The organism is Fischerella sp. JS2, assembly GCF_032393985.1.
Classification (GTDB): domain Bacteria; phylum Cyanobacteriota; class Cyanobacteriia; order Cyanobacteriales; family Nostocaceae; genus Fischerella.
The window spans coordinates 2,115,576-2,141,747 of sequence record NZ_CP135918.1; the positions used below are offsets into that span (position 1 = coordinate 2,115,576).

The following is a 26,172-nucleotide window of genomic DNA, read 5'->3' on the forward strand; positions in this document are numbered from 1 at the left end:
AGATATTTTAGATTTATGGTAGATATTAAATGTCAAAATTTAATCTTTTCCAATATCCAGGCAATTATCTTTGACAAAGACGGTACTCTAGAAGATTCAAAAGAGTATTTGCGTCAGGTGGGACAAAGGGTAGCAAAAATTGTGGACATGCAATTTTCAGGACTTGAACAACCTCTGTTAATGGCTTTTGGCATTAATGGAGATAGTTTAGATCCTGCGGGATTAATAGCTGTTGGTAGTAGTGCCGAAACAGCGATCGCCACAGCAGCGTATATTGCTCAAACTGGATGTCGGTGGATTGAGTCTTTAGCGATCGCACGGCAAGCATTTAAGTCAGCAGAGAAACATGTTGGCAATATACCTTCTCCAATGTTTGTTGGTAGCCTGGAAGTACTAAAGAACCTTACAAAAGCAGGGATAAAACTAGGCATCCTCTCCGCCGCCAGAACAGATGAAGTCTATGCTTTTGTCAAACATCATCAGTTGAGTGATTATATTCAAGTACAAATAGGAGTGGATGAAGGCCCTAGCAAACCAGATCCAATCTTATTTTTACAGGCTTGCCAGTCTCTAGAAGTAGAACCAGGTTCTACCCTCATGGTGGGAGATTCTATGGGCGATATGCAGATGGCGCTGAATGCCAAAGCAGCAGGTTGTATTGGGATCAGTTGGATTCGGCAATTTGAGAATTTAATCGGTGCGGATGTCCTGATTAATCATTTGAATGAGATTGAAGTTGTAACTCAGCAACATACACTGATATTGAGCAAGCAAAAAATCTCATAAAAAACAGCAAATATCCATACTATTTTTAGCAATTGATTCCTGTAAATCTTTTCGCTTCGGTATTACAGCTACAGTCCGAAAATAATCTTGTAGCTATCGTCACAGGAGTTAATAAAGTATTTTATAATCATGTAAACATGCATATAAACAAGGGAGTCATCCCAAAAAAGCGTATGCATGAATGAAAGCGATTTTTTCATCATTTTTGGGGATTTTTTCTCAAAAAATTCAACTGCCCCCAAATCAGGAGAATTCTACCAGAGCTATTAATCATAAGAACGGATTATTATAATTCAAAATCCGCTCTTTTTTTTAGTTTACTCCCTAAAAAGAAAACAAAAAGCTCTTGTATAAATATTTAGTCATTCTCTAGTCTCTAAGTGAGATGATAGAGCATGTTTAGTATGGCATTCAAGAAAAAGTTTTTGAGTTAAGTTGTCAATTTATAGACAAACTTAAAAAAATGCTGAATTAAAGACTATGGAGTTTATTAGACCTGTTGCACAAATATTGTTTACCCCACCCTAACCATAAGCGTTCACGGGGAGGAAACCAAATCTTACCCTCGTTCACGGGGGGATTAAGGAGATTTTTAGGATTCATGCAAAAGGTCTATCGACTGTATTACCTAATACTAAAGATACCTCGTACTGCAACTGAATCTCAGTACTGTTGAGAATTTTGGATATGTCTAGAAAAAAGCTTCAAAGTATTGTTAATTACGAAATTGTTTCCGAAAATTATCTTAGGCGACGGCAACTCAAAGTTGGTGTTGGTTCCTTATTTTTATGGGGTTTAGGTGTAGGCGCTGTTATTTCAGGTGACTTCTATGGTTGGAACTATGGTCTAATTGCAGGTGGTTTTTGGGGTTTGGCAATCGCCACTTTTTTGATGGCGATTATGTATATATGCATGGTTTATAGTCTGGCAGAATTATCAGTAGCACTACCTCATGCAGGTGGTTTTTACTCTTTTACTCGTAATGCCTTTGGCCCGTTTTGGGGTTATATTTGCGGTGTTGCTGTCACTATTGAGTATGTATTTGCGACTGCTGCAATAATCTACAGTATGAGCAATTACCTCAAGCCTTTGATTGACCACTTTTTCCCTCTACCAAGTTATTTGATTTGGCTAATTCTTTACGCTATTTTTGTAAGGATTTGTATCCAGGGTATGGAACTGAGTCTGTATGTAAGTTTTTGGCTAACTCTGGTAGCAATCATGGTCTTAGGTATATTTTATGTGAGTATGCTAGCAGCAGGTGTTTTCAAGCCAGAACTACTCTTTAATGTTCCTGCTGATCCAGGACAATCAGCAACATGGCTACCTAAAGGCTGGTTGGGTGTTTTTGCGGCAATTCCTTATGCTATCTGGTTCTACTTAGCAATCGAGGTATTGCCTGTAGCCAGTGAAGAAACCCAGGACGTACCCAAGAATATGCCTACAGGGTTAATAACAGCAATGTTTACGCTGGTAGTCCTTTCAATTTTGACTCTAGTGCTAAACTCGGGGATTGGGGATGGTGCTGTTGCAATTGGTCAATCAAGTGTACCGTTGTCAGAAGGATTGGAGGCTTATTTTGGCAAGGGTGCGACCAATAACACAATTACAGCGATCGCCCTGTCTCTAGGTTTGGGAGTTAGCTTATTAACCCTGATCTATAGTTATGGGCGCATTCTCTTTGCTCTTTCCCGAACGGGCTACATACCGCGCTGGATTTCTGTCACCAAAAATAATACCCCTTACCGAGCATTAATTTTAGGTACAGTTATAGGATTTGTTTGTGTAATTTTAGTTGATGCAGGAAGCGATGCTGTAGACGCAGTAATTTTGAATATGTCTGTTCTTGCAGCATTGATATCTTATATTCTGGTCATGCTCAGTTACATCAAGCTCAAGTTTAGTCGCGCTGAACTCAAAAGACCATACGAAAGTCCATTGGGTATTCCAGGAGCACTTATTGGGACTACTCTGGCTATTTTTGCCTTAATAGCCTGTTTATCTGTACCTACTTACCAGGTTGGTATTTGGGGTGTTATAACTGTCATAATTTTAGCAACTCTTTACTTTTTCTTTAGTAGAAATCGATTAGTGGCTCAGGCACCAGAAGAAGCAGCAGCTTTAAAAAAGTAAAAATTGGCGCCCATTGCTTCAGAGCGTAAACATGCTAAAAAATTCCTAGCTCGACTTTGTCTGTTTGGCGAAAACACGATACAAAAGTTAAAAGCTTTATCGGTATGATTGGCTTTTTCTGTTTGGATGTCACCATCAGGAATCACAGAGTAAAACTTTTGCCAAATAAAAAACTTTATATTCTTTGATCGACATAAAGTCGAGCTTAGGAGATCAGTGAATTACTGAATATATAGTTGTATTGAATACACAGAATCATTTCTCTTATTCCTACCTAGAGAAATTGAAAATAATTTAGGCGATCGCCTTTTCAGTACCATTACAAAATTAATTACACATTCTCTATGCTGTACCTTGTTCCCTTGCCTCTACCTGGAACTTTAGTTTTGTCTAACTACTTATTAAAAGATTAGGCTTTTGGAAAAATGTATTAAATAATACTTTAAAACCCATAAAAATTAACACTAATATATAGCGTAAACTAACTAAACTGGGGCCAGAATCATAAAAAACAGGAGCTAAAAAATATTACTGGGAATAGATTTAATTAAGTATATGTAACTAATGGTATAAAATTCATTGAGGAGATGATGCTTGAGTAGCAGCACTGAAAAGAGTAAGTCTGGGTTTGTAATTTCAGCACTAATGTGACAGTTGCAATTACATAATATTTACTAAAGGGCAAATCGTTTAATCTAGTCTTCACATTTTTTTTGCTTTTTGCCGGAGAATGTTTGTTAATCTCAGTATAAGTAAGTAAAATAACTCTTACTTATAACTTGACGGTGATTTTATTACCAAAATATCAACCTATTTACTTTAAATTTAGTTACAAACAGACTCGACTAAGTTTGTATTTTTTAATACAAAAAATTAAGTTTTATGCAATTTTATTGTCCAAAGCCTCTGATAAATATAGCTTAGACCCATCTAATTGAGCAACAAGTAGAATCAAAATGAGTACAAGTCCTATAAGTAGCTACAGATTTTTTCAGAAACTACATCCCCTGTCTCTATTAGCACAATTAACTAGTAGACGTGCTACGGGCTGCTTACGAGTATATACTGACACAAATTCTTGGACAATTTATTTAGAAGAAGGAAAACTGACCTACGCTTCCTCTGCCGATAAATTGTTTGAGCGGTTGGATCATCAATTGCGGCGTTTAAGCCAACAAATTCCGAATCTATTGAGTGCAAATCGTGTGCAAATGCGATTGATGTTTGACGCTAAGAACGACAATCAATCAATGCCATACGCAGATTATCAAGCTATTTGCTGGCTAGTAAATCAAGACTATATTACTCCTCCGCAAGCAGCTATTTTGATAGATGAATTAGCCAAAGAAGTGCTGGAGTCATTCTTGACATTAAAACAAGGTAGCTATGAGTTTTATCGTGAAACTCCTTTAGATGAACTACCAAAGTTTTGTCGATTAGATTTACGATTATTAGTAGAACACTGTCAAAAGCAGTTACGAAATAAGCAAGAGCAATATTCAACAGTTAATACTGAAGAAAATTCCCAAACTTTGCTGAAAACACCATCTCAAAGGAGGGTGCAACCTCAAGCTCAACCTGAGCAACAAGTAACAAAAAACAATCATAATTTTGAAACTTCAGATAGTATTCTGCATAGCCAGATTCCTTTACAACCAGCGAACAGGAGCTTATACACAGTAGCTTGTATTGATGATAGTCCAACAGTTTTAAATTCTATCAGGAATTTTTTGGATGAGAATACCTTTTCAGTTGTAATGATTAACGATCCGGTGAAAGCTTTAATGCAAATTCTCCGCAGCAAACCTGATCTAATTTTACTAGATGTAGAAATGCCAAATCTAGACGGTTACGAACTATGTTCTTTGTTGCGTAGGCATTCAGCTTTTAAAAATACACCTATAATCATGGTGACTGGCAGAACAGGATTTATAGACCGAGCCAAGGCAAAAATGGTAAGGTCATCAGGCTATTTAACTAAGCCATTTACACAATCAGATCTATTAAAAATGGTGTTTAAACATCTCGATTAACTGTATGTAATTGCAAAGAATGTAGTAAAAATTTGACTGAATAGTTCTCTAATGGTACAAGTCTCCATATCTGTGGAACCAATCTAAAATCAAGCCACGTGACGCCAGGTGCTTTACGCCTCTTAACACGTCCACCGCAGTGGCTCCAAAATCCAAAATCTAAAATCTAAAATTGAAAGACTGTTTAGGAGATATAGGAGTGAGTCTAACTTTGCTTGGGACTATTTTAATAGTTGAAGATTCTCCCAGTGAATTGGAACTAATGAGCCACTACCTCAGAGAAAGTGGCTACAACGTAATTAAGACAGCTGGTGCAAAAGAAGCTTTAGAACAAGCTATTTCACAACAACCAGATGTCATCGTCACAGATGTAGTAATGCCAGGAATGAGTGGATTTGAGTTGTGCCGTTCTCTCAAAAAAAATCCTGCTACTCAAAAAGTGCCAATTGTAATTTGCAGTTCCAAAAATCAAGAAATAGATAGATTGTGGGCAATGAGACAAGGTGCTGATGCTTATTTAACCAAACCTTACACCCGCGAACAGCTTTTGCGTGCAATTAAATCAGTGGCGATTTGAATCAGATGAATAATTCAAAAATTACACTGGCTGCAAAATCAATTGATCAGAACCAGGGAGACGGCTATCTCAGGTTTCAACTCAACAAACAAGCCCCAGCAGTTTTACCAATGAGGTACACACAAGAGGCAATTGTTGTACCTGTGGAAACCGTCACCTCTATGCCAAACATGCCCTCCTGCATACTTGGGTTGATGAATTGGCGGAGTCACATAGTTTGGGTAGTTGATCTGCCAAGGATGTTCAATTTAGAATCTTTAGACCATAGATTCCGTCAGTTCAACATCATTATTATTCGGGTGGAATCACTGCTTCTCGGCTTAGTTGTACAAGAGATCAAAGGTACAACTAAATTTCTGCCCGATGAAATTCGCTCTCCTGTTGGACAAGTCGCCTCTAGTTTAGTTCCGTATCTGCGTGGGTGCGTTGTGCAACAGAAGGAAGTATTGCTGGTATTAGATGCACAGGCTATTGTCCAATCTTCTATTTTGCATGGTAACTAGGGTGTATTACTACAAGACACTTTGTTTAGGGTTATTCTCCACCTATTCTGGGATACTATTTTATGTTTAATAAAACGGACGCGGCTAGTAATAGTGATATTGAAAATCGAAAATCAATGCTTCCTCCTCAAAAACTTACGGATAGTGTAGTAAAGTTCCCTGATTTGCCCAATAACGATCAAACAGAGAAAATATCTCCCTTGAATCGTATCTTTGCTAGTTTTAAACGCTTGAGTTTGGGTACAAAAGCAACAGTACTGGCGATCGCTATTGGTACACTACCAGTATTGGGGATCGGAGTACTAGCCTATCAAATTACCAAAAACTCTGTTCAAAACCAAATTTCCCGACTGCAACAATCTCAAGCCGAAGATTTGGCAGACAAAGTTAACCGTTTCATGGTTGAACGGTATGGCGATATTCAGTTCATATCTAATCTGCCAATACTGATAAATTCCCAAACAAGGGTCAACACTCCCTCTCCAGAAAAACAAGCAATACTAGATAAAATCATTGAGACTAGAATTGTAGATGGAAGCAAAATTTATGAAAACATTGCCATCTACGATTTAAACGGTAATTTGATTGTCAAATCCCAAGGACAATCTGCTGCTAACGTCAAAGATCGCACTTTTTTTCAGACGGTACAACAAAGCGATCGCCCTTATATCAGTCAACCAGAAATATCACCAGCTACAAATAAGTTTAGTATTTATATTGCCGCACCTGTAAAAGAAAATGGCACAGGTAATACGATTGCTATAGCTGTAGCACGTACACCTGTGAAACTTCTAGAAGATTTGGCAAAAGATTATACAAAAGTTGTGGGAAGAACAAGAGTGATTGAGGAATATCTTTTCCTCGATAAATCTGGAAAAATTTTCATAACGACAGAACCGGAACACTTAAATAGCAACATTAAAACAGATTATCCTGCCGTATACCAAAAACTACAAAGCTCTAAAGAAAGTACTGTAATTGGATTAGATCCAGTTCATGGCGATCGCTGGCAGTTGTTAAGCTTCGTAGGTCTCAAACCATTAGCAGGTTTGCCAGATTTGAAATGGGACATACTGCTGGCAACCAATACATCAAATGCATTTGCATTTCAAAGAGAATTATTATTGACTTTCACCATTGGTACAGGACTAACAGTAATTATGGTCGCAGCGATCGCTGCTTGGATAGCCAAACGAGCCACAGAACCAATTTTGGAAGCAACAGCAACAGTAGAAAAACTGGGACGGGGCGAACTCAACACCCGTCTGTATTTCCAAGGAGAAGACGAACTCGGAGTTTTAGTTGCCAACATTAACCAAATGGCAGCACAACTAGAAACTTCACTTAAAGAACAAGAGCAAGATGCAGAACGGGCGAAATTACTTGCAGATATTACCTTGCGACTACGCAGAAGCCTTCAAGAAGACGACATTTACAAAACAACAGTTAGAGAAGTTCGGCAAGCACTGAAAACAGATAGGGTAATAGTTTATAAATTTCATACCGATACATGGGATGGCGATGTCGTCGCCGAGGCAGTCAGTAGCAGTTTCCCGAAAATGTTAGGAGTGCAAATAGATGATCCTTGTTTTCGGGAACGTCATGTCAATGCTTACAAAGATGGGCGAGTACGGGCAATTACAAATATTTATCAAGACCCCAATCTCACTAACGCTGATTGCTACATCAAAATGCTGGAAAGATTTGCAGTCCAAGCAAATTTGATCGCACCAATCGTTCATCAAGAAGAACTAGTGGCCTTATTGATTGCTCATCATTGCGACAGTCCACGGATTTGGCAACAAACAGAAATTGATTTGTTTAAACAGATAGCAACTCAAGTCGGTTACGCACTAGAGCAAGCCAAGTTGCTACAAGAACTAGAAACAGCCAAGGTAATTGCCGAAAAATCTACCATAGATGAACGGCAACAAAAAGAAGCTCTACAAATGCAGCTGTTGGAACTACTCAGCAATGTCGAAGGTGCAGCTAGTGGCGACTTAACAGTACGTGCTGATGTGACTGCTGGTGAGATAGGTACTGTTGCTGACTTTTTCAACTCCATCGTTGAAAGCTTGCGGGATATCGTCACCCAAGTCAAAGTTGCTGCTAGCCAAGTAAACCAGGCAATTGGCACTAACTCCGGCGCCATTCACCAACTTGCAGAAGAAGCTTTGGCCCAGGCTGCTGAGATTGACCACACCCTGAATGCAGTTGATCAAATGACAGCATCTATTCAAGCCGTAGCAGACAGCGCCCAGCAAGCTGCGATCGTTGCTCAAAATGCTTCAACCACTGCTGCTAAAAGTGGTCAAGCAATGGATATGACAGTGCAAAATATTCTCCACCTCCGGGAAACCGTAGGCGAAACTGCCAAAAAAGTCAAGCGTTTAGGAGAATCTACACAACAGATTTCCCGCGTCGTGGCATTGATTAATCAGATTTCCATGCAAACCAACTTACTGGCAATCAACGCTGGTATTGAAGCAGCAAGAGCAGGTGAAGAAGGACAAGGATTTGCCGTCGTTGCTGAAGAAGTAGGAGAACTCGCAGCGCGATCAGCAGCCGCCACCAAAGAAATTGAACAAATCGTTGAGAACATCCAACGAGAAACTAGCGAAGTAGTGCAAGCGATGGAAATAGGAACTGCTCAGGTAGTGGAAGGCACGCGCATTGTTGAAGAAGCAAAAGGTAGTCTCAGTCAAATTTTGGAAGTGTCACGCCAAATTGACGGTCTAGTACAGTCAATTTCTACTACCACAGCTTCTGGAGTTGAAACATCACAAATAGTCAGCGAATTGATGAAACAAATCGCGATTATTTCCAAACGCACCAGTGACTCTTCCTTACAAGTCTCTGAATCTCTGCAACAGACTGTGAAGATTTCTCAAAACTTACAAGAAACTGTGGGTACGTTCAAGGTCAATTAATTATTGGTCATTAGTCATTTGTCCTTGGTTGTTTGCCTGTGACAAATGACTAATGACAAATGACTAATGACAAATGACTAATGATAAATGACTCTTGACTCTTGACCAAGGACAACAACTATGTCACAGGACAAAGAATTAGAAATTCAGATGCAGTTTCTGGAGGAAGCAACAGATTATCTGAATACAGTGGAGGGAATATTATTAGAAATTGAGACAAATCACCGCATAGCTCCAGACAAAATCAATGCAGCCCTCCGCGCTGCCCATTCCATCAAAGGTGGTGCAGGTATGATGGGATTTCGCTCGCTTTCCGATCTAGCGCACCGTTTAGAAGATTCTTTTAAAGTATTAAAAACACGAAAAAATTCTTTAGAAATTGATACAGAACTACAAAGTTTATTATTATCTGGAGTTGATTGGCTGCGGCAGATAGTCGAATTGCACTCAGAAGGAAATACTGTAGACGAGCAGTGGTTAAGTACTTTTTGTTACCCAGTTTTTGACGAACTGCATCAGCTTTTGGGTGAACCGACTCCAGAGGACGCTACAACCATCCTCTCCCCGGAAGAGGATGGGCAAAATATTATACCCTTACTCTTTGAAACTGAGGTAGAAGGATGCTTACAACGCTTAGAATCTGTCTTGGCAGATCATCAACAACCTTGTTTGAAAGAAGAAGTTGCCATTATGGCAGCAGAGTTAGGTGGCTTGGGCGAAATGCTCCAGCTAGAAGCTTTTACCCAGTTGTGTGAATCAATAGCTCACCAATTAGATACTGCACAACCAGACGAAATTGAAGAAATTGCTCGTGCCTCCTTAACAGCATGGCGGCGATCGCAAGCCTTAGTATTGACAAATCAACTAGATAGCTTACCAACAGAACTTGATCTAGAACAAACTTTCATCCAACTATCAACCCAGCCATCTACAACACAAGAATTAACTTCAGAGTTTCAACAAACAGCAAGCACAGCAGAAGATGATGAGATTCTGCAAGCAGAAATTACCGCAGAAACTTGGCTAGATGAAGAAATCATCGCCGCAGACTTTGAAGCCTTAGAAGCAGCCTTTGCTGACGAGGGCAACTCTGTTGGTGATGAGCTAGGTGAGCCTACTGGGGTAACTGCCAAAGAAATTCCGGTAACAGATTACAAATTTGTTGAACCCAAACGGGAAGCGATCGCTGCCAACAAAGACCGCGAAATTCAAGAAAATACTGTCCGAGTTCCTAGTAAACAGCTCGAGCAAATAAACGACTTATTCGGAGAATTAATTATCCAACGCAACGGGCTAAACTTACAGCTAGAAAGACTACGTAAACTCATTCGCAATCTTAGCCAACGCGTTCAAAGTTTGGAACGAGAAAATCAAGAACTCCGGACAGCCTATGACCGAATTGCGACTCAAGCTGTGATCTCAGCAGAAATATCATCTTTGCCATTGCTAGGGGGAAGTGGCGAGCAGCTTGCATTTGACTATGCTTACCAGACACAAGACATAGAAAGCAAGTTTGACGCTTTAGAAATGGATCGTTACAACGACTTAAACCTGCTGTCACAAGAAGTCATGGAAACAATCGTGCAGGTGCAAGAAGTCACTGCTGACATCCAACTCAGTGTGGACGACACAGATCAAATCGCTAGGAAGCTCAACAAAACCTCAAAACAGTTACAGAGAAAGCTCACTCAAGTCAGGATGCGCCCTCTATCCGATGTTGTTGATCGCTTTCCCCGAGCTTTGCGCGACTTATCCGTAGAGTTTGGCAAAAATGTTCAGTTAAAAATAGAAGGCGCTAGCACCCTAATTGAACGCAGTATCCTCGAGGCTTTAAATGAGCCATTAATGCACCTGATGCGAAATGCTTTTGATCATGGCATCGAAGATGCTGCCACACGGCGCGCCTGTGGTAAACCAGAACAAGGCACAATCGAAATTAAAGCCACTCATCAAGGTAATCGCACCATAATAACTATTAAAGATGATGGCCGCGGCATTTCCTTGGACAAAATTCGCGCCCGTGCCTTAGCTATGGGTTTAGATGCAGCTCTATTAGCCCAAGCCACCGATGAAGAACTACTTTCCCTGATATTTGAGCCAGGTTTCAGTACTAGCGAGCAAGTCACAACTTTATCTGGTCGCGGTGTAGGTATGGATGTAGTTCGCAGTAATCTTAAACATGTACGGGGCGATGTTAAGGTCGATACTGTACCTGGAGTGGGAACTACTTTTACTTTATTAGTGCCATTTACTCTTTCTGTAGCTCGTGTGTTGCTAGTGGAAAGCAACCGTATGCTATTGGCATTCCCCACAGATGCAGTCTCGGAAATATTCCTCCTGCAAAATGAGCATGTTTTCCCAATGGCAGGTAGTGAAGTTATCAACTGGCAAGGAACCATGCTACCGTTGATTCGCCTCAGTCGCTACTTAGAATTTAATTGCTATCGCTATGACAACCCCAACCTGGAAACACCTCCAGCAATTAATGCTGCTAGTGTATTAATTATCGAAGGTAACAATCAACCAATCGCTATCCAAATCGACCGTTGCTGGGGCGAACAAGAAGTCGCTATCCGCCGTGTCGAAGGAAATATTTCTCTACCTTCTGGCTTTAGCAACTGTACAATTCTTGGTGATGGTCGAGTTGTGGCATTAGTCAATGTCAACGAGTTACTGTATTGGATTGCTGCTAATGACCGTACACCTAGAACTAATCAACTATCATCAGCAAGGTTAAAAACTGTGTTCCTCGCACCATCTGAGGAAAAAACTCTAGACTCATCAAAAGACCAAAAAGGAACAATCTTAATTGTTGATGATTCTATTAATGTCCGGCGCTTTTTGGCCTTAACTTTGGAAAAAGGAGGATATTTAGTAGAACAAGCTAAAGACGGTCAAGATGCTTTAGAAAAATTGCAAAGTGGCTTAAAAGTTCAGGCTGTAATTTGTGATATTGAAATGCCACGCATTGATGGATATGGATTTTTAGGTCGGGTCAAATCAAACAATGAATTTAAAAATATACCAGTTGCTATGCTCACCTCTCGTAGTAGCGACAAGCATCGACAATTAGCAATGCAATTAGGTGCGAGAGCTTACTTCTCTAAACCTTACAATGAGCAAGAATTATTGAGAACACTCGAAGAAATTATTTTTCCTTTGGCAGGAGCAAATAAAAACTAAGTTCAGTTAGTGCGAGTTAATATAATTTCATCTTAGAACTGACTGATAGCTAGAAAAAAACTTTAAAATCTACATTTTTACATTAGACCTCTTGCATAAATTCTCACAACCCTCTCAATTCCCCTTATTTTGGGGGAAAGGCAAGGAAAAACTTTTCATATTTGAGGGTTAGGTGGGGTAAAAATATTTGTGCAAGAGGTCTTTTGTATAATACCGCTCTAATTAATATTTACAACATATTGTTATAATATTGTGTCTGCTTTACTACCAGTAGTAACATCACAAATTTTCTGTAAACAGAGGATTTAATGGGGTTTTTGTCTATTGCCTAAAATCTAAAAAATGATATAACTTATACTCAAAGCTAAGCATTACTAGTATCTAAACACCCAAAGCTTTTGTCTGGATTATTCTCTTAAGTTGATCAGTAGAAAGCAGAATAGACAGTCATGCTGTAAGCAAACAGGGGAGTCCATCTAAAAGTTTTATGTTTAACTGTGTCTACTAATGATTGATTTGAGTTATGGATCCAGAAAAATTACTTATGCGTTATCCATTTAATACTACTAACAAAAGTAAAAATCGCAATTCATCATTTCCTCTATCTCCATCTCAGCTAATGATTGATAGTTCTAGAATTTCAAAATCAAGCAAGTTAAATATTACCAATTCTCTGCAAAATTATAAATCTTTGTTGAAATGGTTTTATAATCTTACTCTTAATCGTAAACATTTAATTGCTTTAATTAGCTGTGAGCTTATTTCGATTTTAGGTATAGCTGTAAGTACAAAATTATTTATTAATCAAAGTTTGCGAACTCAATTAATTGAACAAACTAAATCAGAGTTAGCAATTAGTGAGTTTAATTATGATAATAAATTTCATCAAATGAGTTTTGGCTTACGAAGCCAATCAGAAAATGCAGCTTTAATTACAGCACTGAATCTGTATAATTCTGGTGAAAGCTTTGAGCAGAAATGGCAAATGGTAATTAAACAAATTTTAAAAAACAAATCTCAGGCTCTCAATTTAGAGTATGCGACTTTAGTTGGTAAAGATTTAAAAATTATTGCTAATGCCAATGCTAATCGTCGAGGAGAAACATTTAATCCTAGTAACTTAGTAAAAGAGGCTTTAAAAAATTCTCAAGTCATCAAAGCTACTAGAATGATTAGTAGGTCAGAACTAAGTCGAGAATCTCCCTTTCTATCAAATAAATATGGTAAAAAAGATACTTTGATTCGCTATTTAATCACGCCGATAAAAGACCCTAAAACCAAAGCAATTATCGGTGCTTTAGTGATTGGTGATATCGTGAACAAACAAGATGCGATCGCTAAAGAAACTCTACAAGCATTTCCAGCAGGTTATCATGGGTTTTATCTACAGCAATCCAAGGGAGAATTTACCCTTTTAAGTTCCCAACTACAAGAAGAAACAAATAATTTAAATCACATCAAACCCCAAATAGAATTACCTCTAGAAAGTAGATCTTTATTATCTGAAGCAGTTGCGGTTAATCTAGGAACAATAGTAACTAAACATGTGGTTTTAGGTAATAAAACTTATATTATGGCGGCTAAGGTTTTACCTAATACAATTTTGGGAGAAGGTAATAGGACTAAAGTTGTTAATGAAGCGCAGCCATTAGCTATTTTAGTACGGGGAACTCCTGAGACATCTCTCAATAACTTATTAACACAAAGCTGGTTACTACAAACGGTATTAGTTGTTGTAACTTTCGCTTTAATTGGTATTTGGGCATTAATCTTAAGACGTTCCATTACCAAACCAGTTTACGATTTGCAGCAAACAACTCAAAAATTTACCGCAGGCGATCGCCATATTCGCGCTCAAGTTTTCGCTGATGATGAAATTGGTCAACTAGCTGTCAGTTTCAATCAAATGGCAGATACCATCACACAAGAGTTGCGTAGTCAAAAAAACGATACAAAATTCACACAGCAACTCCAGCAAATCACTACCCATATTCGAGAGGTACTTAGTGGTGATAAAATCCTCAACACAGCAGTATCAGATATACGAGATGCTCTGCAAAGCGATCGCGTACTTTTTTATAGTTTGAATGGACATTGGCAAGGTAATATCATTGCTGAATCAGTTGCTGATTCTTGGTCAAAAGTTTTAAAAGAAAATATTTCTATTCCCTATTTTGGAGAAGAGTATTCTGATGAGTTAGAAATAGGTTCTGTGAAAACAGTCCATAATATCTACGAATATAATTTGAGTCAATCATATCTCCAACAACTAGAATCCCAAGCAGTCAAAGCATATCTACTTACACCTGTTTTTATTAATAGAAAATTATATGGTATTTTGGTGGCTCATCAGTGTTCCCATGAACGCCATTGGCAAGATAGGGAAATTAATTTATTTAAACAAGTTGCTATTCAAATTGGTTATGCTCTAGAACAAGCAGAACTAATCCAACAAATCGAACAAAGTCATCAAACTACACAGATAGCTTCTTGGGAAGTACAGCAACACAAACAAGCCCTACAAAAGCAACTATTAGAATTACTTGAAGATGTTGAAGGTGTAGTTCGAGGTGACTTGACGGTACGTGTTGATGTGAATGAATGTGAAATAGGGACAGTTGCCGACTTTTTCAACTCCATTGTTGAAAGTCTACGGGATATTATCATCAAAGTCAAAGCGTCAATAATGCAATTAGATGAGGTGATTGGTAGCAACGAAACAAAAATTCGCCATCTTACACAACAAGCACTGACACAAACTACCGAAATTAACCGCATTTTAGATGCAGTTGCTCAAATGACTGTGGCGATGCAAGCAGTAGCGTCTAGCGCCCAGCAAGCTGCACAAGTTGTTAACACCGCCGCTAACACCGCCACCAAAACAGGAGAAGCGATGGATACAACAGTGGAAAACATCTTGAATTTACGGGAAATCGTAGGTAAAACAGCCAAGAAAGTCAAACGTTTGGGGCAATCTACCCAAGAGATTTCGCGTGTTGTAGCATTAATTAATGATATTTCCATGCAAACCAACTTATTAGCTATTAATGCAGGTATTGAAGCAGCGCGCATGGGTGAAGAAAGTCAAGGTTTTCTTGTGGTAGCCGAAGAAGTTAGCGAACTAGCTGCGCGTTCAGCGCAAGCAACCAAAGAAGTAGCAGAAATTGTTGAAAATATTCAACAGGAAACCAACGAAGTAGTAGCAGCGATGCAAGAAGGAGTGACTCACGTTGCTAAGGGAACGCAGATAGTTGAAGATGCCAAACATAGTCTGAATCAAATCTTAGATGTTTCACGACAAATAGATGCTTTAGTGCAGTCAATTTCCACCGCCACAGTCTACGGAGTCCAAACATCGCAAACAGTCAGCGAATTGATGAAACAAGTTGCTACTACTTCAAAATCAACTAGTGCATCATCTGTGCAAGTTTCTGAGTCTCTACAAAAAACGACGAGAATTTGCCAACAACTACAGGAAACAGTAAGTACTTTGAAGGTGAATTAAATTGTTGAAAATAGGCAATAGGGACGATTTGATTTTCATTAACCCTAAGCGCGCGTCTACATTCTTCATCCCCCTCAGGAGTATGTTGAGAGCAATGATCCAAGAGAAAATGGAATGATGAGAACTTTCAATCTTATTAGTGGCAATACCATTGAACAGCGAACCAGTACCCCAAAATTCTTCTGATTCTGAGCGATCGCCGTCTCAAATCTGGCTAGCTTTATTGAGTATAATATTGGGCTTGATAATGTTTACGCTGGATAGTTCTACAGTCAATATTGCCCTACCTACGATCACAAAAGCTTTTGATACTGACCTGGCTGTTTCTCAATGGGTGATTATCAGTTATCTTGTTGTTTTTACTACTCTGATTTTCAGCACCATGCGTTTAGGTGATATGCTTGGCAGGCGGAAGTTATTCCAAGCTGGGTTAATCCTGTGTACTATCAGTTCATTACTATGTGGATTAGCACCAGGAATTATTTGGCTGATTGGCTTTCGAGTTTTGCAAGGATGCGGTGCTGTGCTAATTGTGGGATTAGGGATGGTAATGATCACTGAGTTGTTTGCTCATAGCCCACAATATGGCTTAGCCCTCAGTCTTGCAGTAATGACACTTTCTGTTGGTTCTGTTTTGGCCCCGGCGATTGGTGGTTCACTGGTTACGCTTAGTGATTGGCGAGCAATTTTCCTAATTAATCTTCCTATAGGGATGATAGCCATTTTGTTATTCACTTGGTGTGTTCCGCCTTCTCCAAAAAGCCGTAGTCATCAAGCAAACTTTGATACATTAGGAACAATTCTGCTGGTGCTGGTGATGGTGAACTTTGCCTTAGCGATGAGTGAAGGGCAAAAACAGGGCTTTAATAGTGCGATCGCTCTCATTTTACTGATTACCACCATCATTGGTTTAATTGTTTTTGTTTTGGTTGAATCTCGGGTCAGACAACCGATAATTGACTTGTCTTTGTTTCGTCATCGCATCCTTAGTATCAATCTCTTGACTATGGTTGTCGTTTACATAGTCATGGCATCTCGGTTGCTGATCTACCCATTTTTCCTAGAACTAGTTTTACATTATCCAACTGATCAGGTGGGAATGTTAATGATCACCTTGCCGATCAGTAACGCCATAATTGCACACATATCAAGGCGTTTAGTTGATAGGTTTGGTAGTAGTCATTTAATTCTGATAGGTCTAATGTTGTTAGCATTTGGCTGTATGCTAGCTAGCACCTTTAGTACCCAGTTAACACCCTTGGGTTATGTACTCACAGATATAGTCATGGGTGCAGGTCTAGCGATGTGGCGATCGCCCAATAATGTAGCAACCATGCGTATTACTCCTCAAAACAAAATCGGTGTTGTTTCGGGTTTGTTAAACGAATCATCTCTACTGGGTCAAACTCTAGGAATTCCCTTCGGATCAGCTTTATTTACTACATTAGCTCTCAGTAGTATTAACCTACCTCTGACCACACCACTTGCATCTATGCCACTTCCAGCATTAGTCTTTGCCATGCACAGGACTTTTATGATTTTGGCAATCTTGCAGGGAATTATGCTTATTGTCAATATATTTTTTCAAAAAACACCAAATTTACCTAGTAATAATCCTGAAGCATTAATTTCTTAGAAAAACCCTGCGTACCTCCGCGCTTACTCTGCGTTCCTTTGCGTTTAAAATCCTAGCTAACTGGCTTAACTGGTTATCTTAACTAGCCTATCTACCATTGCAACTAGCTGCAAAAACTGAAAAATTAGACGTATCTCCAAGCCATACCATTTGTAGTTAACCAAGCTTTCCATAAAACATTACCGTCCATTAACATTCAGAATATAACCTTAATTTATGCACATAAACTTGGGCTAGTTCTCTTAGTGTGGTGCTGCTTTTTAAAGCTTTTATAAACATGGGCTTAAAAGTATATTTTGACGCCACACTCAAACAGCTTACTGCTTGACTGGAGTCGATTGTGGTAGTTCCGAAAAGCATCCACTAACTACTAACCAATGTACAGACGTGAATGGTATATCTGTACAATCACTTACTAATGGTAGGTTATGACTACACTCGAACCCAGTACAATAGCAACTTTACAAATAGAAGACGATCGCACTGGTCTGAGCATTGAAACCTTACGGCGGGCGATGGCAGATAATCTCTTTTATATTCAGGGTAAGTATCCTGAGATTGCCACAAAAAATGATTTTTACATGGCGCTGGCTTATACAGTGCGCGATCGCTTACTCAAACGCTGGATTAGCACAACAAGGTCATATGTGAAAAATGATGTCAAGGTTGTTTGCTATCTATCAGCAGAGTTTCTCATGGGACCGCAGCTGGAAAATAACCTGATCAACCTGAATATTTACGAACAAGTACGTAAAGCAGTTGCAGAATCAGGATTGAATATCGAAGAATTAATTGAACAGGAAGAAGAACCTGGTTTGGGTAATGGTGGTTTAGGTCGGCTTGCTGCTTGCTATATGGATTCTCTCGCCTCTTTGGAAATTCCAGCAATTGGTTATGGCATTCGTTACGAATTTGGCATTTTTGACCAAGAAATCCGTGATGGTTGGCAAGTAGAAATTACAGATAAATGGCTACAGTGGGGTAATCCTTGGGAAATTCCCCGTCCAGAAGTAGCCTATGAAGTTAAGTTGGGTGGTTACACAGAACCTTACACTGATCAACATGGTAATTACCGAGTACGCTGGATTCCTGACCAAGTAGTCAAAGGTATCGCCTACGACACACCCATACTAGGCTATAAAGTCAATACTACTAATATCCTCCGCTTGTGGAAAGCAGAAGCACCTGAATCTTTTGACTTTCAGTCATTCAATGTCGGTGATTACTACGGTGCAGTTAATAAAAAGGTCATCTCTGAAAACATTTCCAAAGTTCTCTATCCCAACGATGAACAAGCTCAAGGCAAACAACTGCGTTTAGAACAGCAATATTTCTTTGTTTCTTGTTCTCTCCAGAATATGATTCGCATTCATCTAGATCGTCATGGCAAGAGTTTGGCAACCTTCCACGAAAACTTTGCTGTCCAACTCAATGATACTCATCCTGCCATTGGCGTAGCGGAACTGATGCGGTTGTTGTTGGATGAACATCAATTTGGTTGGGAGCAAGCCTGGGATATTACCCAAAAAACCTTTGGTTATACTAATCACACTCTGCTACCAGAAGCTTTGGAAAAGTGGTCTGTTAACCTGTTTGGTAAATTGTTACCTCGTCATCTGGAGATTATCTACGAAATCAACCGCCGCTTTCTTGATCAGGTGCGGTTACAAGACTCCTATGACCAGGGTAAAATCGCTAGATTATCATTGATTGATGAAACAGGTGATAGATATGTGCGGATGGCTAACCTAGCGTGTGTGGGTAGTCATGCGATCAATGGTGTAGCAGCGTTACATACTGAATTGCTGAAGCAGACTGTGCTGCGAGATTTTTATCAATTGTGGCCAGAGAAATTTAGCAATAAAACCAACGGAGTTACACCACGGCGTTGGATAGTTTTAAGCAATCCTGGCTTGACTAGTTTAATTTCTAGTAAAATTGGTGACAACTGGATCAAGCACCTTGAAGACCTCAGACAGTTAGAAAGCTTTGTTGAAAATAGTAATTTCCGTCAACAATGGCAGCAAATTAAGTTAGAAACCAAGCGGCATTTAGCAAAATATATTCAAAAGAAAACTGGTATTGTTGTTAATCCAGAGTCACTGTTTGATATTCAAGTCAAGCGCATCCACGAGTATAAGCGTCAACATTTGAATGTGCTGCATATTATTACATTGTATAACCGCATCAAGCACAATCCTGATATTGAGGTTACACCGCGTACATTCATTTTTGGTGGTAAAGCTGCACCAGGCTACTACATGGCTAAGCTGATCATTAAATTGATTAACTCCGTAGCCGAGGCTGTTAACGCTGATCCTTGGGTGCGCGATCGCATAAAAGTTGTCTTTTTACCAGACTACAATGTGACTTTGGGTCAAAGAGTATACCCGGCTGCTGATTTATCAGAGCAAATTTCTACTGCTGGCTTAGAAGCTTCTGGTACTGGTAACATGAAGTTTTCTATGAATGGGGCCTTAACTATTGGTACTCTTGATGGTGCCAATATCGAAATTCGTGAAGAAGTAGGAGAAGAAAATTTCTTCTTATTTGGACTACGAACTGAAGAAGTATACGCGCTCAAAGCCCAAGGCTACAATCCTTGGAATTACTATAATTCCAACCGCCAACTCAAAGAAGTAATAGACTTAATAGCTTCAGGAATGTTCTCTGGTGGCGATACGGGTTTATTTCGTCCCCTGCTCGACTCTTTACTCTACCAAGATCCATTTATGCTACTTGCTGACTACCAATCTTACATCGATTGTCAGGAGCAGGTCAGTCAAGCTTATTGCAACCAAGACAATTGGACTCGGATGTCAATTTTGAATGTAGCACGGATCGGCAAATTTTCCTCAGATCGTTCCATTCAGGAGTATTGCCAGGACATTTGGCAAACACAACCATTGACCATTGAATTAGAAGAGTATGTTCAGTCTAAAGCTGGTTTAAAGGTTTGACGCACAAAGGCAGCTATACTGAAGGCAGAAGGTTTAATAAAAATTTATACAAAATCAAACAAAAGTGCTTTCTCACACTTTACGCCAGCAAAGACAACAAAAATACCATCTACTGTAGTACTTTGAAATGTGATGTAGTTAAAATCCATTGTCATGCTTGAACCAGCAGAAACTGTAAAAATATTTCAAAAACAACCAACAATCAAGAAATTTGCCAGTGGTCAAACTATCTTTACAGATGGTGAAGTTGGGGATTGCATGTATGGCATTTTGACTGGAGAAGTAGAGTTATACGTCGAGGGCAAAGTGGTGGAAACTATTCATGCGGGAGATGTATTTGGTATGGGAGCATTAGTTGTGCCAGAACAAACCAGAGCATCGACAGCAATTGCGAAAACAGACTCCGAATTAGCTATCCTAGACCGGAGCGGTTTCCTGTTCGCCGTGCAAGAAACACCCATGTTTGCACTACTTGTAATGCGAAGTTACTCAGAGCGTTTGCGTACTCTCAAGCGTTCTATTTGATACTTTTTCCGAGCCATTCAGTTATCAGCAATCAGTGAACAACTAAACCTGATAACTGGTAACTGATAACTGGTAACTGAAACTTATGCAACCACTAACTCGCCATACAAAAGTCGTTGCTACCATTGGCCCAGCCAGCAATTCACGGGAAGTGCTGACAAAAATGATTCAAGCTGGAATGAATGTGGCTCGCTTGAATTTTTCTCACGGCAGCTACGATGACCACGCTAAAACAATAAAATTATTGCGATCGCTCGAAAAAGAACTAGATATTCCGGTAACTCTGCTGCAAGACTTGCAAGGTCCAAAAATTCGAGTTGGTCAATTACCCGAGGGTGCGATAGCTTTAATAGAAGGAGAATTAATCACCCTAGTACCAGTAACTAACTTCTCAAATCAACCTGATACAATTCCGATTGACTATCCTCTGCTTGCAGAAGATGCCCAACCAGGCAATCAAGTTCTTTTGGATGATGGTCTATTAGAACTAAAGGTAGAACAGATCAAGGTAGATGCTGTCCGATGTCGAATTACTCGGGGCGGTGTTCTCAAAAGTCGTAAAGGAGTAAATTTTCCCCATCTCAATTTACAGTTGCCTTCTCTAACAGAAAAAGACTTACAAGATTTAGATTTTGGTCTATCTCAGGGAGTTGATTACATCTGTTTAAGTTTTGTGCGTCGCCCTGAAGATATGCACACCTTAAAAGAATTACTGGCACAAAAAGGAGCAGCTAATAAACCTGTTATTGCCAAGCTCGAAAAACCCCAAGCTATCCATAACTTAGAAGCAATTATAAAAGAGTGCGATGCAGTAATGGTGGCTCGTGGTGACTTGGGTGTAGAAATGAGTCCAGAGAAAGTCCCACTCATCCAAAAACGGATCATTCGACTGTGCAACCGCAAAGGCATTCCGGTAATTACTGCCACGCAAATGCTAGAAAGTATGACTCATAACCCCCGTCCAACTCGTGCCGAAGCCAGTGATGTGGCTAACGCCATCATTGATGGTACTGATGCAGTCATGCTCTCAGGAGAATCAGCCGTTGGTGAGTTTCCTGTGCAAGCCATAGAAATGCTTGTGCGTATTGCTACCGATATCGAACCAGATTTAGAGTTCCTCAACAATCCGCCAGCAAAAACTGATGAAACCCATGCTTTAAGTGAGGCTCTCAACACCATTGTCAATGTCATGCCCCTACGCTGCATTGCTACGTTCACTAGCACTGGCTATACAGCCCAACTAGCTGCTGGCGAACGCCCAAAAGTACCCATTGTTGCCCTCACACCCAATTCCACAACTTACCACCGCTTGAACTTAGTTTGGGGAATTCGACCAGTTCTCTTAGAAAATGAAGTTGAAACGTTTGAGGAATTGACTACACAAGTCCAGACAATTCTGCTACAGCGTAGTTGGGTTACCCCAGGCGACAAAATCTTGATTTTGGGAGGTGTTCCAACTATGCGTCCCCGGGGGACGAATTTCTTGAAGATTCACACGATTACCGAGGTGTAAGGGTGTGAGAAGTATGAGGAGAGTGAGAAGTATGAGAAGAAAAGGCATTATATATCTTCTTTAGTCCCCCACTCCCCCCATCTCCCCACTGCCCCTAATCCCCACTCCCTTGGGGGAGTAGGGATCGGTGAGTTCCCCACCTCCCTATCAGCAGGAATACAAAAACATGAATCAGAATCAGCATACTTTATTGATGCTTATCTATATCGGTTGTCGCGATGGGCCAATCCCATTCGCGCAGCTCAGCGTTTCTTAGACACAATGCCTAGTTAGTAGTTGAATTTCATTAAATTCAGGAGATTACTAATGGCACATCTTACTGTATTAGAATTCCCCACAGCCGATGGTGCAGAGAGACTAGAAAGTAAACTGTCTGAACTACAGCAACAGCATTTGCTAGATATCCAAGACGCGGCAATTGTTTCTTGGCCAAAAGGTGCAAAAAAGCCTAAAACCCGCCAGCTACATAACTTGTCTGGATTAGGTGCGCTAGATGGTGCTTTCTGGGGGCTGCTGTTTGGTATCCTTTTCTTTATCCCGATTCTCGGGATGGCAATTGGTGCGGCAATTGGTGCTTTGACAGCCTCTTTTGCAGATGTTGGTATTGATGATAGCTTCATTAAGAAAGTCCGTGATGAAGTTACGGAAGGAACTTCAGCACTGTTCTTACTCACTTCCAATGAGGTAGTTGACCGAATTGCCGAAGCTCTCAAAAACGAGGATTTCAAGATTATTGCTACTAACCTGCCCAAAGAGCGAGAAGACAAACTTAAAGAAGCCTTTGCTCATTCATAATCACCGAAAGTTGGTAGGAAGCCCATCTCCTTGAAGGGTGGAAGGCTAGTGGTTTGTCACATTAATTTTTGATAGGCTGCCAGATCCCCGACTTTTTGAAAAAGTCGGGGATCTGGCCCCTCGCAACTCTTTAAAATTTACGCAGGGTAAATCCGCAGACGCCGATTTGGTTCTTCTCCAAAGCTATGGGACTTTAAGCGGTAGTGTTCTACCAACTCATGCTGCATTTTCCGCACTTGAGGAGAACGGGGTAATAATTCCACTGGTTGTCCTTTGGGAATGACGATATTTTCGACTGCTAATCTAGCTTCTTCTAGGGCGTCAATTTCGTCGTCACTGGCGCTGTGGAGAAATAATTGCAGTTCGCGATCATCAGTCACCTCCGGATCATCGATGTTGAGTAATCGCCGTAAGCCACGGGTTATTTGCGGTATGGTACTAGATTTAATCATATGAATTGGCACTTGCCGGGCTTTAGCCATTTGCCGTAATTTGGCGTGGTTTTTAACGTGCGATCGCAGTGCCAAAATCGCATCAGCACTATCGATGTCTTTTGTCAAGACCACTGGTAAACTCAACACCTCTACTACTTGTTCTAATTGACCACGGCTCACACCATAGGGATAAATGTGTAGCGGCAAATCTTCACCATTAGGCCCTGCCAGTTTGCTATCAGCTTCATCAAAGTCACCAAAGTAATTAAAAGATTCATCCAGTAACCGATCAAATTCATTGTGTCTACTCAGCTTTGCTGGTTCTGTGCTAACTGGTGGTAATGCTTGCATTTGCCCAGATGATCGCCAGCCATTTGACTGTCGTGCTGGTACAAATGACTCTTCTTTGGCGAGAGTTTGGGAGCGACCGTTCAAAGGTGTTAACTGGCGTGTAATCTTGACTTTGCCACTTTCATCAACGGTTCTCACCTGTGGACTAGGCTGATGCCCTCTGAGCAGACTATCTACCGTATCAGCCACACTTTCATGGACTACCCAACGTTGCCTTTCCAGCATTTCTACGGCAATCTCGAAAGTGGGAGGCGCTTTGCGTTCCAACACAGTTTTTTGACTGCCTCTGCGTCTGGCTTCATCATCTCCTAATGTCACAGCTTGGATACCACCAACCAAATCCGAAAGGGTGGGGTTTTTGATTAAGTTTTCAATTTGGTTTCCGTGGGCAGTACCTACTAACTGTACACCCCGCTCGGCAATGGTGCGAGCTGCTAAGGCTTCCAGTGCAGTGCCAATTTCATCAATGACGATCACTTCTGGCATATGGTTTTCCACAGCCTCAATCATCACTTGATGTTGTAATTCCGGATGAGCAACTTGCATCCGCCTGGCTTTACCAATTGCTGGATGGGGAACATCGCCATCACCAGCTATTTCATTAGAAGTATCAATAATCACCACGCGTTTGTTCAACTCATCCGCCAAAACACGAGCAATTTCCCGTAAGGCAGTGGTTTTACCTACACCCGGGCGTCCCAGCATCAGAATCGATTTACCTGTTTCCACTAAATCGCGAATCATACCGATGGTTCCAAACACCGCTCGACCGACACGGCAAGTTAAGCCAATAATCTTACCGTTGCGATTCCGGATGGCACTGATTCTGTGCAAAGTTTGCTCTATTCCTGCTCGATTATCTCCGCCAAAGTTCCCCACTCGCTGGATGCAATCATCAATGACATTCTGAGTGACGGGTATTTCACTCAGATACTCGGCTTGATGAGGAAAGCGGGCCTCTGGGCGACGGCCCAGATCTAAAACCACTTCCACTAAACTATCTCGTTGGGGATGCTTCTCTAATATTTGCCGCAGGTCTTGGGGCAAAATATCTAACAATTTTTGGAGATCGTCTGTAATCGTCATGCTTATTATGGTGACGTTTTTAGAGATAGCGAATGTGCTTGTATGGACACGAGACTTTACCCCGTAACCCCTACTGCTGTGACTTGAGCTGGGAAACAAGAGAATGGGCAAGTCCAACAGCTTGCCAGAGCAATTCTGGTTCATCTTCTAGGCGGACAGTTGTTTTGACACTGGTGTCATTCACCTCCCTTGCTTCTAACTCTTCTAGAATTGGTGACAGCAATACACGGGCGTAGCTGCCATAGGCGACTCCGGAAATAGGTGGGGAGGGGGGAGACATGGGAGACACGGGAGAAATTCTTCCTTGTCCTCCTTGTCCTCCTTGTCCCCCATTCCTCAACAATCCCATCGCCTTTAACTTGGCAACGGTGTGACTGTTAGTGCCGCCTGCTAACTGCACGTATCCCGGTAGGTTTGCTGCCAAGACTTTTTGCCCTAATTTGACTGCGGCTGTGGTGGTGCCATCACCAATATCACCACTCATCGGCCTTCCGTCAGTTTGCCAAATCAAGGTTATTTTATGGGTTGCGATCGCATCATACAGGGTATGTAAGTAATCAATCATACCCTCTCCATCTGGACAACTAATCGCTACTAACTGCAATTGCTCAACCCAGGGTGAAATTGCTTGCCACAATCGCTGAAATTCTGTCAAACGTCCTATTTGTGTATGAATTTCTATGGCATCCACCCCAGTTGATAATATTAACGGTGCGATCGCCTCCGGTTTAATCACGTAAGAACTTGTATAAATTTTTTCATACGGGCATATAGGAATGCAACGACCACAACCGTAGCACTTTTGGGATATAACTCCTGAAAACAGCTCTGGTTTATTGCTAAACTTTATTGCCTGTGCTGGACAAATTTTTTCACATGGTCTGTGGCAGTTGGAAGGACACTCTGTAGAATTAAATTTTGCTTTGCGAAAATGCGGATCTTCGCCATCGTTGAGACTAACCATCAAAAACGGCAACTTACCTTTTTTGCCAAAGCCTCGCGCTTGTGCATCCTGGGCAAGTTCAACTGCAACTTGTATGGCCTCTCGAACTGCGGCAATTACAGCTAGATCGGCAGCCACATCTATACAGTCAGCACCGGCCAGTGTATAGGCCAATGTTAAACTTCTGACCGCAGGCAGGTGTTGAAAGCTGGCTCCGCAAATGAGCTTGAACCAGTGACCTTCTTTGAGAGATTGTAAAGGGTTGAGGTGATCAGTCAC

Annotated in this window: 15 protein-coding genes; 13 read left to right on the top strand and 2 right to left on the bottom strand. The window is 40.7% G+C overall.

The window, feature by feature from the left end; all coding sequences use genetic code 11:
• The first annotated feature begins 15 nt into the window (after positions 1–15).
• From RS893_RS08870 to RS893_RS08930, 13 genes are all read left to right on the top strand, one after another.
• Complete coding sequence (locus RS893_RS08870; RefSeq protein WP_315790834.1) at positions 16–786, top strand: HAD family hydrolase; 771 nt, start codon at positions 16–18, stop codon at positions 784–786.
• 687 nt (positions 787–1,473) lie between these two features.
• Positions 1,474–2,919, top strand: coding sequence for an amino acid permease (locus tag RS893_RS08875; RefSeq protein WP_315790835.1), 1,446 nt, complete (start codon positions 1,474–1,476; stop codon positions 2,917–2,919).
• 956 nt (positions 2,920–3,875) lie between these two features.
• The gene (locus tag RS893_RS08880; protein WP_315790836.1) at positions 3,876–4,952 is read left to right on the top strand and encodes a response regulator; all 1,077 of its coding nucleotides are present in this window, start codon (positions 3,876–3,878) and stop codon (positions 4,950–4,952) included.
• A gap of 199 nt (positions 4,953–5,151) precedes the next feature.
• A complete protein-coding gene (locus tag RS893_RS08885; RefSeq protein ID WP_315790837.1) occupies positions 5,152–5,529 on the top strand; it encodes a response regulator in 378 nt (125 codons plus the stop codon).
• A gap of 5 nt (positions 5,530–5,534) precedes the next feature.
• Positions 5,535–6,032: a chemotaxis protein CheW gene (locus tag RS893_RS08890; RefSeq protein WP_315790838.1), complete on the top strand. Its 498-nt coding sequence runs from the start codon at positions 5,535–5,537 to the stop codon at positions 6,030–6,032.
• Between the two features lie 62 nt (positions 6,033–6,094).
• Positions 6,095–8,962: a methyl-accepting chemotaxis protein gene (locus RS893_RS08895; RefSeq protein WP_315790839.1), complete on the top strand. Its 2,868-nt coding sequence runs from the start codon at positions 6,095–6,097 to the stop codon at positions 8,960–8,962.
• A 120-nt stretch (positions 8,963–9,082) separates the two neighbouring features.
• Positions 9,083–12,145, top strand: a complete 3,063-nt coding sequence (locus RS893_RS08900) for a hybrid sensor histidine kinase/response regulator (RefSeq protein WP_315790840.1) — start codon at positions 9,083–9,085, stop codon at positions 12,143–12,145.
• 544 nt (positions 12,146–12,689) lie between these two features.
• Entirely contained in the window at positions 12,690–15,650 is a 2,961-nt protein-coding gene (locus tag RS893_RS08905; RefSeq protein ID WP_315790841.1) for a methyl-accepting chemotaxis protein, read from the top strand.
• Positions 15,651–15,801: 151 nt separating this feature from the next.
• Positions 15,802–17,286, top strand: coding sequence for a DHA2 family efflux MFS transporter permease subunit (locus RS893_RS08910; RefSeq protein WP_315790842.1), 1,485 nt, complete (start codon positions 15,802–15,804; stop codon positions 17,284–17,286).
• A gap of 428 nt (positions 17,287–17,714) precedes the next feature.
• Positions 17,715–20,246 carry a glycogen/starch/alpha-glucan phosphorylase gene (locus tag RS893_RS08915; protein WP_315790843.1) on the top strand — a complete coding sequence of 844 codons (2,532 nt, stop codon included), beginning with the start codon at positions 17,715–17,717 and terminating at the stop codon, positions 20,244–20,246.
• Between the two features lie 153 nt (positions 20,247–20,399).
• A complete protein-coding gene (locus RS893_RS08920; RefSeq protein WP_315790844.1) occupies positions 20,400–20,771 on the top strand; it encodes a cyclic nucleotide-binding domain-containing protein in 372 nt (123 codons plus the stop codon).
• An 85-nt stretch (positions 20,772–20,856) separates the two neighbouring features.
• A complete protein-coding gene (gene pyk / locus RS893_RS08925) occupies positions 20,857–22,284 on the top strand; it encodes a pyruvate kinase (protein ID WP_315790845.1) in 1,428 nt (475 codons plus the stop codon).
• 306 nt (positions 22,285–22,590) lie between these two features.
• Positions 22,591–23,079, top strand: a complete 489-nt coding sequence (locus RS893_RS08930; RefSeq protein WP_315790846.1) for a DUF1269 domain-containing protein — start codon at positions 22,591–22,593, stop codon at positions 23,077–23,079.
• A gap of 137 nt (positions 23,080–23,216) precedes the next feature.
• On the opposite strand, the gene RS893_RS08935 is transcribed toward RS893_RS08930, so the two are convergent.
• Both RS893_RS08935 and ldpA read right to left on the bottom strand, forming a co-directional pair.
• The gene (locus tag RS893_RS08935) at positions 23,217–24,950 is read right to left on the bottom strand and encodes a R3H domain-containing nucleic acid-binding protein (RefSeq protein WP_315790847.1); all 1,734 of its coding nucleotides are present in this window, start codon (positions 24,948–24,950) and stop codon (positions 23,217–23,219) included.
• Positions 24,951–25,020: 70 nt separating this feature from the next.
• Positions 25,021–26,172, bottom strand: a complete 1,152-nt coding sequence (gene ldpA / locus RS893_RS08940; RefSeq protein ID WP_315790848.1) for a circadian clock protein LdpA — start codon at positions 26,170–26,172, stop codon at positions 25,021–25,023.

What these genes read in the sequence shown, in the direction of transcription:
- RS893_RS08870 (WP_315790834.1), top strand. Translation starts at nt 16, where the DNA reads ATGGTAGATATTAAATGTCAAAATTTAATCTTTTCCAATATCCAGGCA.
- RS893_RS08875 (WP_315790835.1), top strand. Translation starts at nt 1,474, where the DNA reads ATGTCTAGAAAAAAGCTTCAAAGTATTGTTAATTACGAAATTGTTTCC.
- RS893_RS08880 (WP_315790836.1), top strand. Translation starts at nt 3,876, where the DNA reads ATGAGTACAAGTCCTATAAGTAGCTACAGATTTTTTCAGAAACTACAT.
- RS893_RS08890 (WP_315790838.1), top strand. Translation starts at nt 5,535, where the DNA reads ATGAATAATTCAAAAATTACACTGGCTGCAAAATCAATTGATCAGAAC.
- RS893_RS08895 (WP_315790839.1), top strand. Translation starts at nt 6,095, where the DNA reads ATGTTTAATAAAACGGACGCGGCTAGTAATAGTGATATTGAAAATCGA.
- RS893_RS08900 (WP_315790840.1), top strand. Translation starts at nt 9,083, where the DNA reads ATGTCACAGGACAAAGAATTAGAAATTCAGATGCAGTTTCTGGAGGAA.
- RS893_RS08905 (WP_315790841.1), top strand. Translation starts at nt 12,690, where the DNA reads ATGCGTTATCCATTTAATACTACTAACAAAAGTAAAAATCGCAATTCA.
- RS893_RS08915 (WP_315790843.1), top strand. Translation starts at nt 17,715, where the DNA reads ATGACTACACTCGAACCCAGTACAATAGCAACTTTACAAATAGAAGAC.
- RS893_RS08920 (WP_315790844.1), top strand. Translation starts at nt 20,400, where the DNA reads ATGCTTGAACCAGCAGAAACTGTAAAAATATTTCAAAAACAACCAACA.
- pyk (WP_315790845.1), top strand. Translation starts at nt 20,857, where the DNA reads ATGCAACCACTAACTCGCCATACAAAAGTCGTTGCTACCATTGGCCCA.
- RS893_RS08930 (WP_315790846.1), top strand. Translation starts at nt 22,591, where the DNA reads ATGGCACATCTTACTGTATTAGAATTCCCCACAGCCGATGGTGCAGAG.
- RS893_RS08935 (WP_315790847.1), bottom strand. Translation starts at nt 24,950, where the DNA reads ATGACGATTACAGACGATCTCCAAAAATTGTTAGATATTTTGCCCCAA.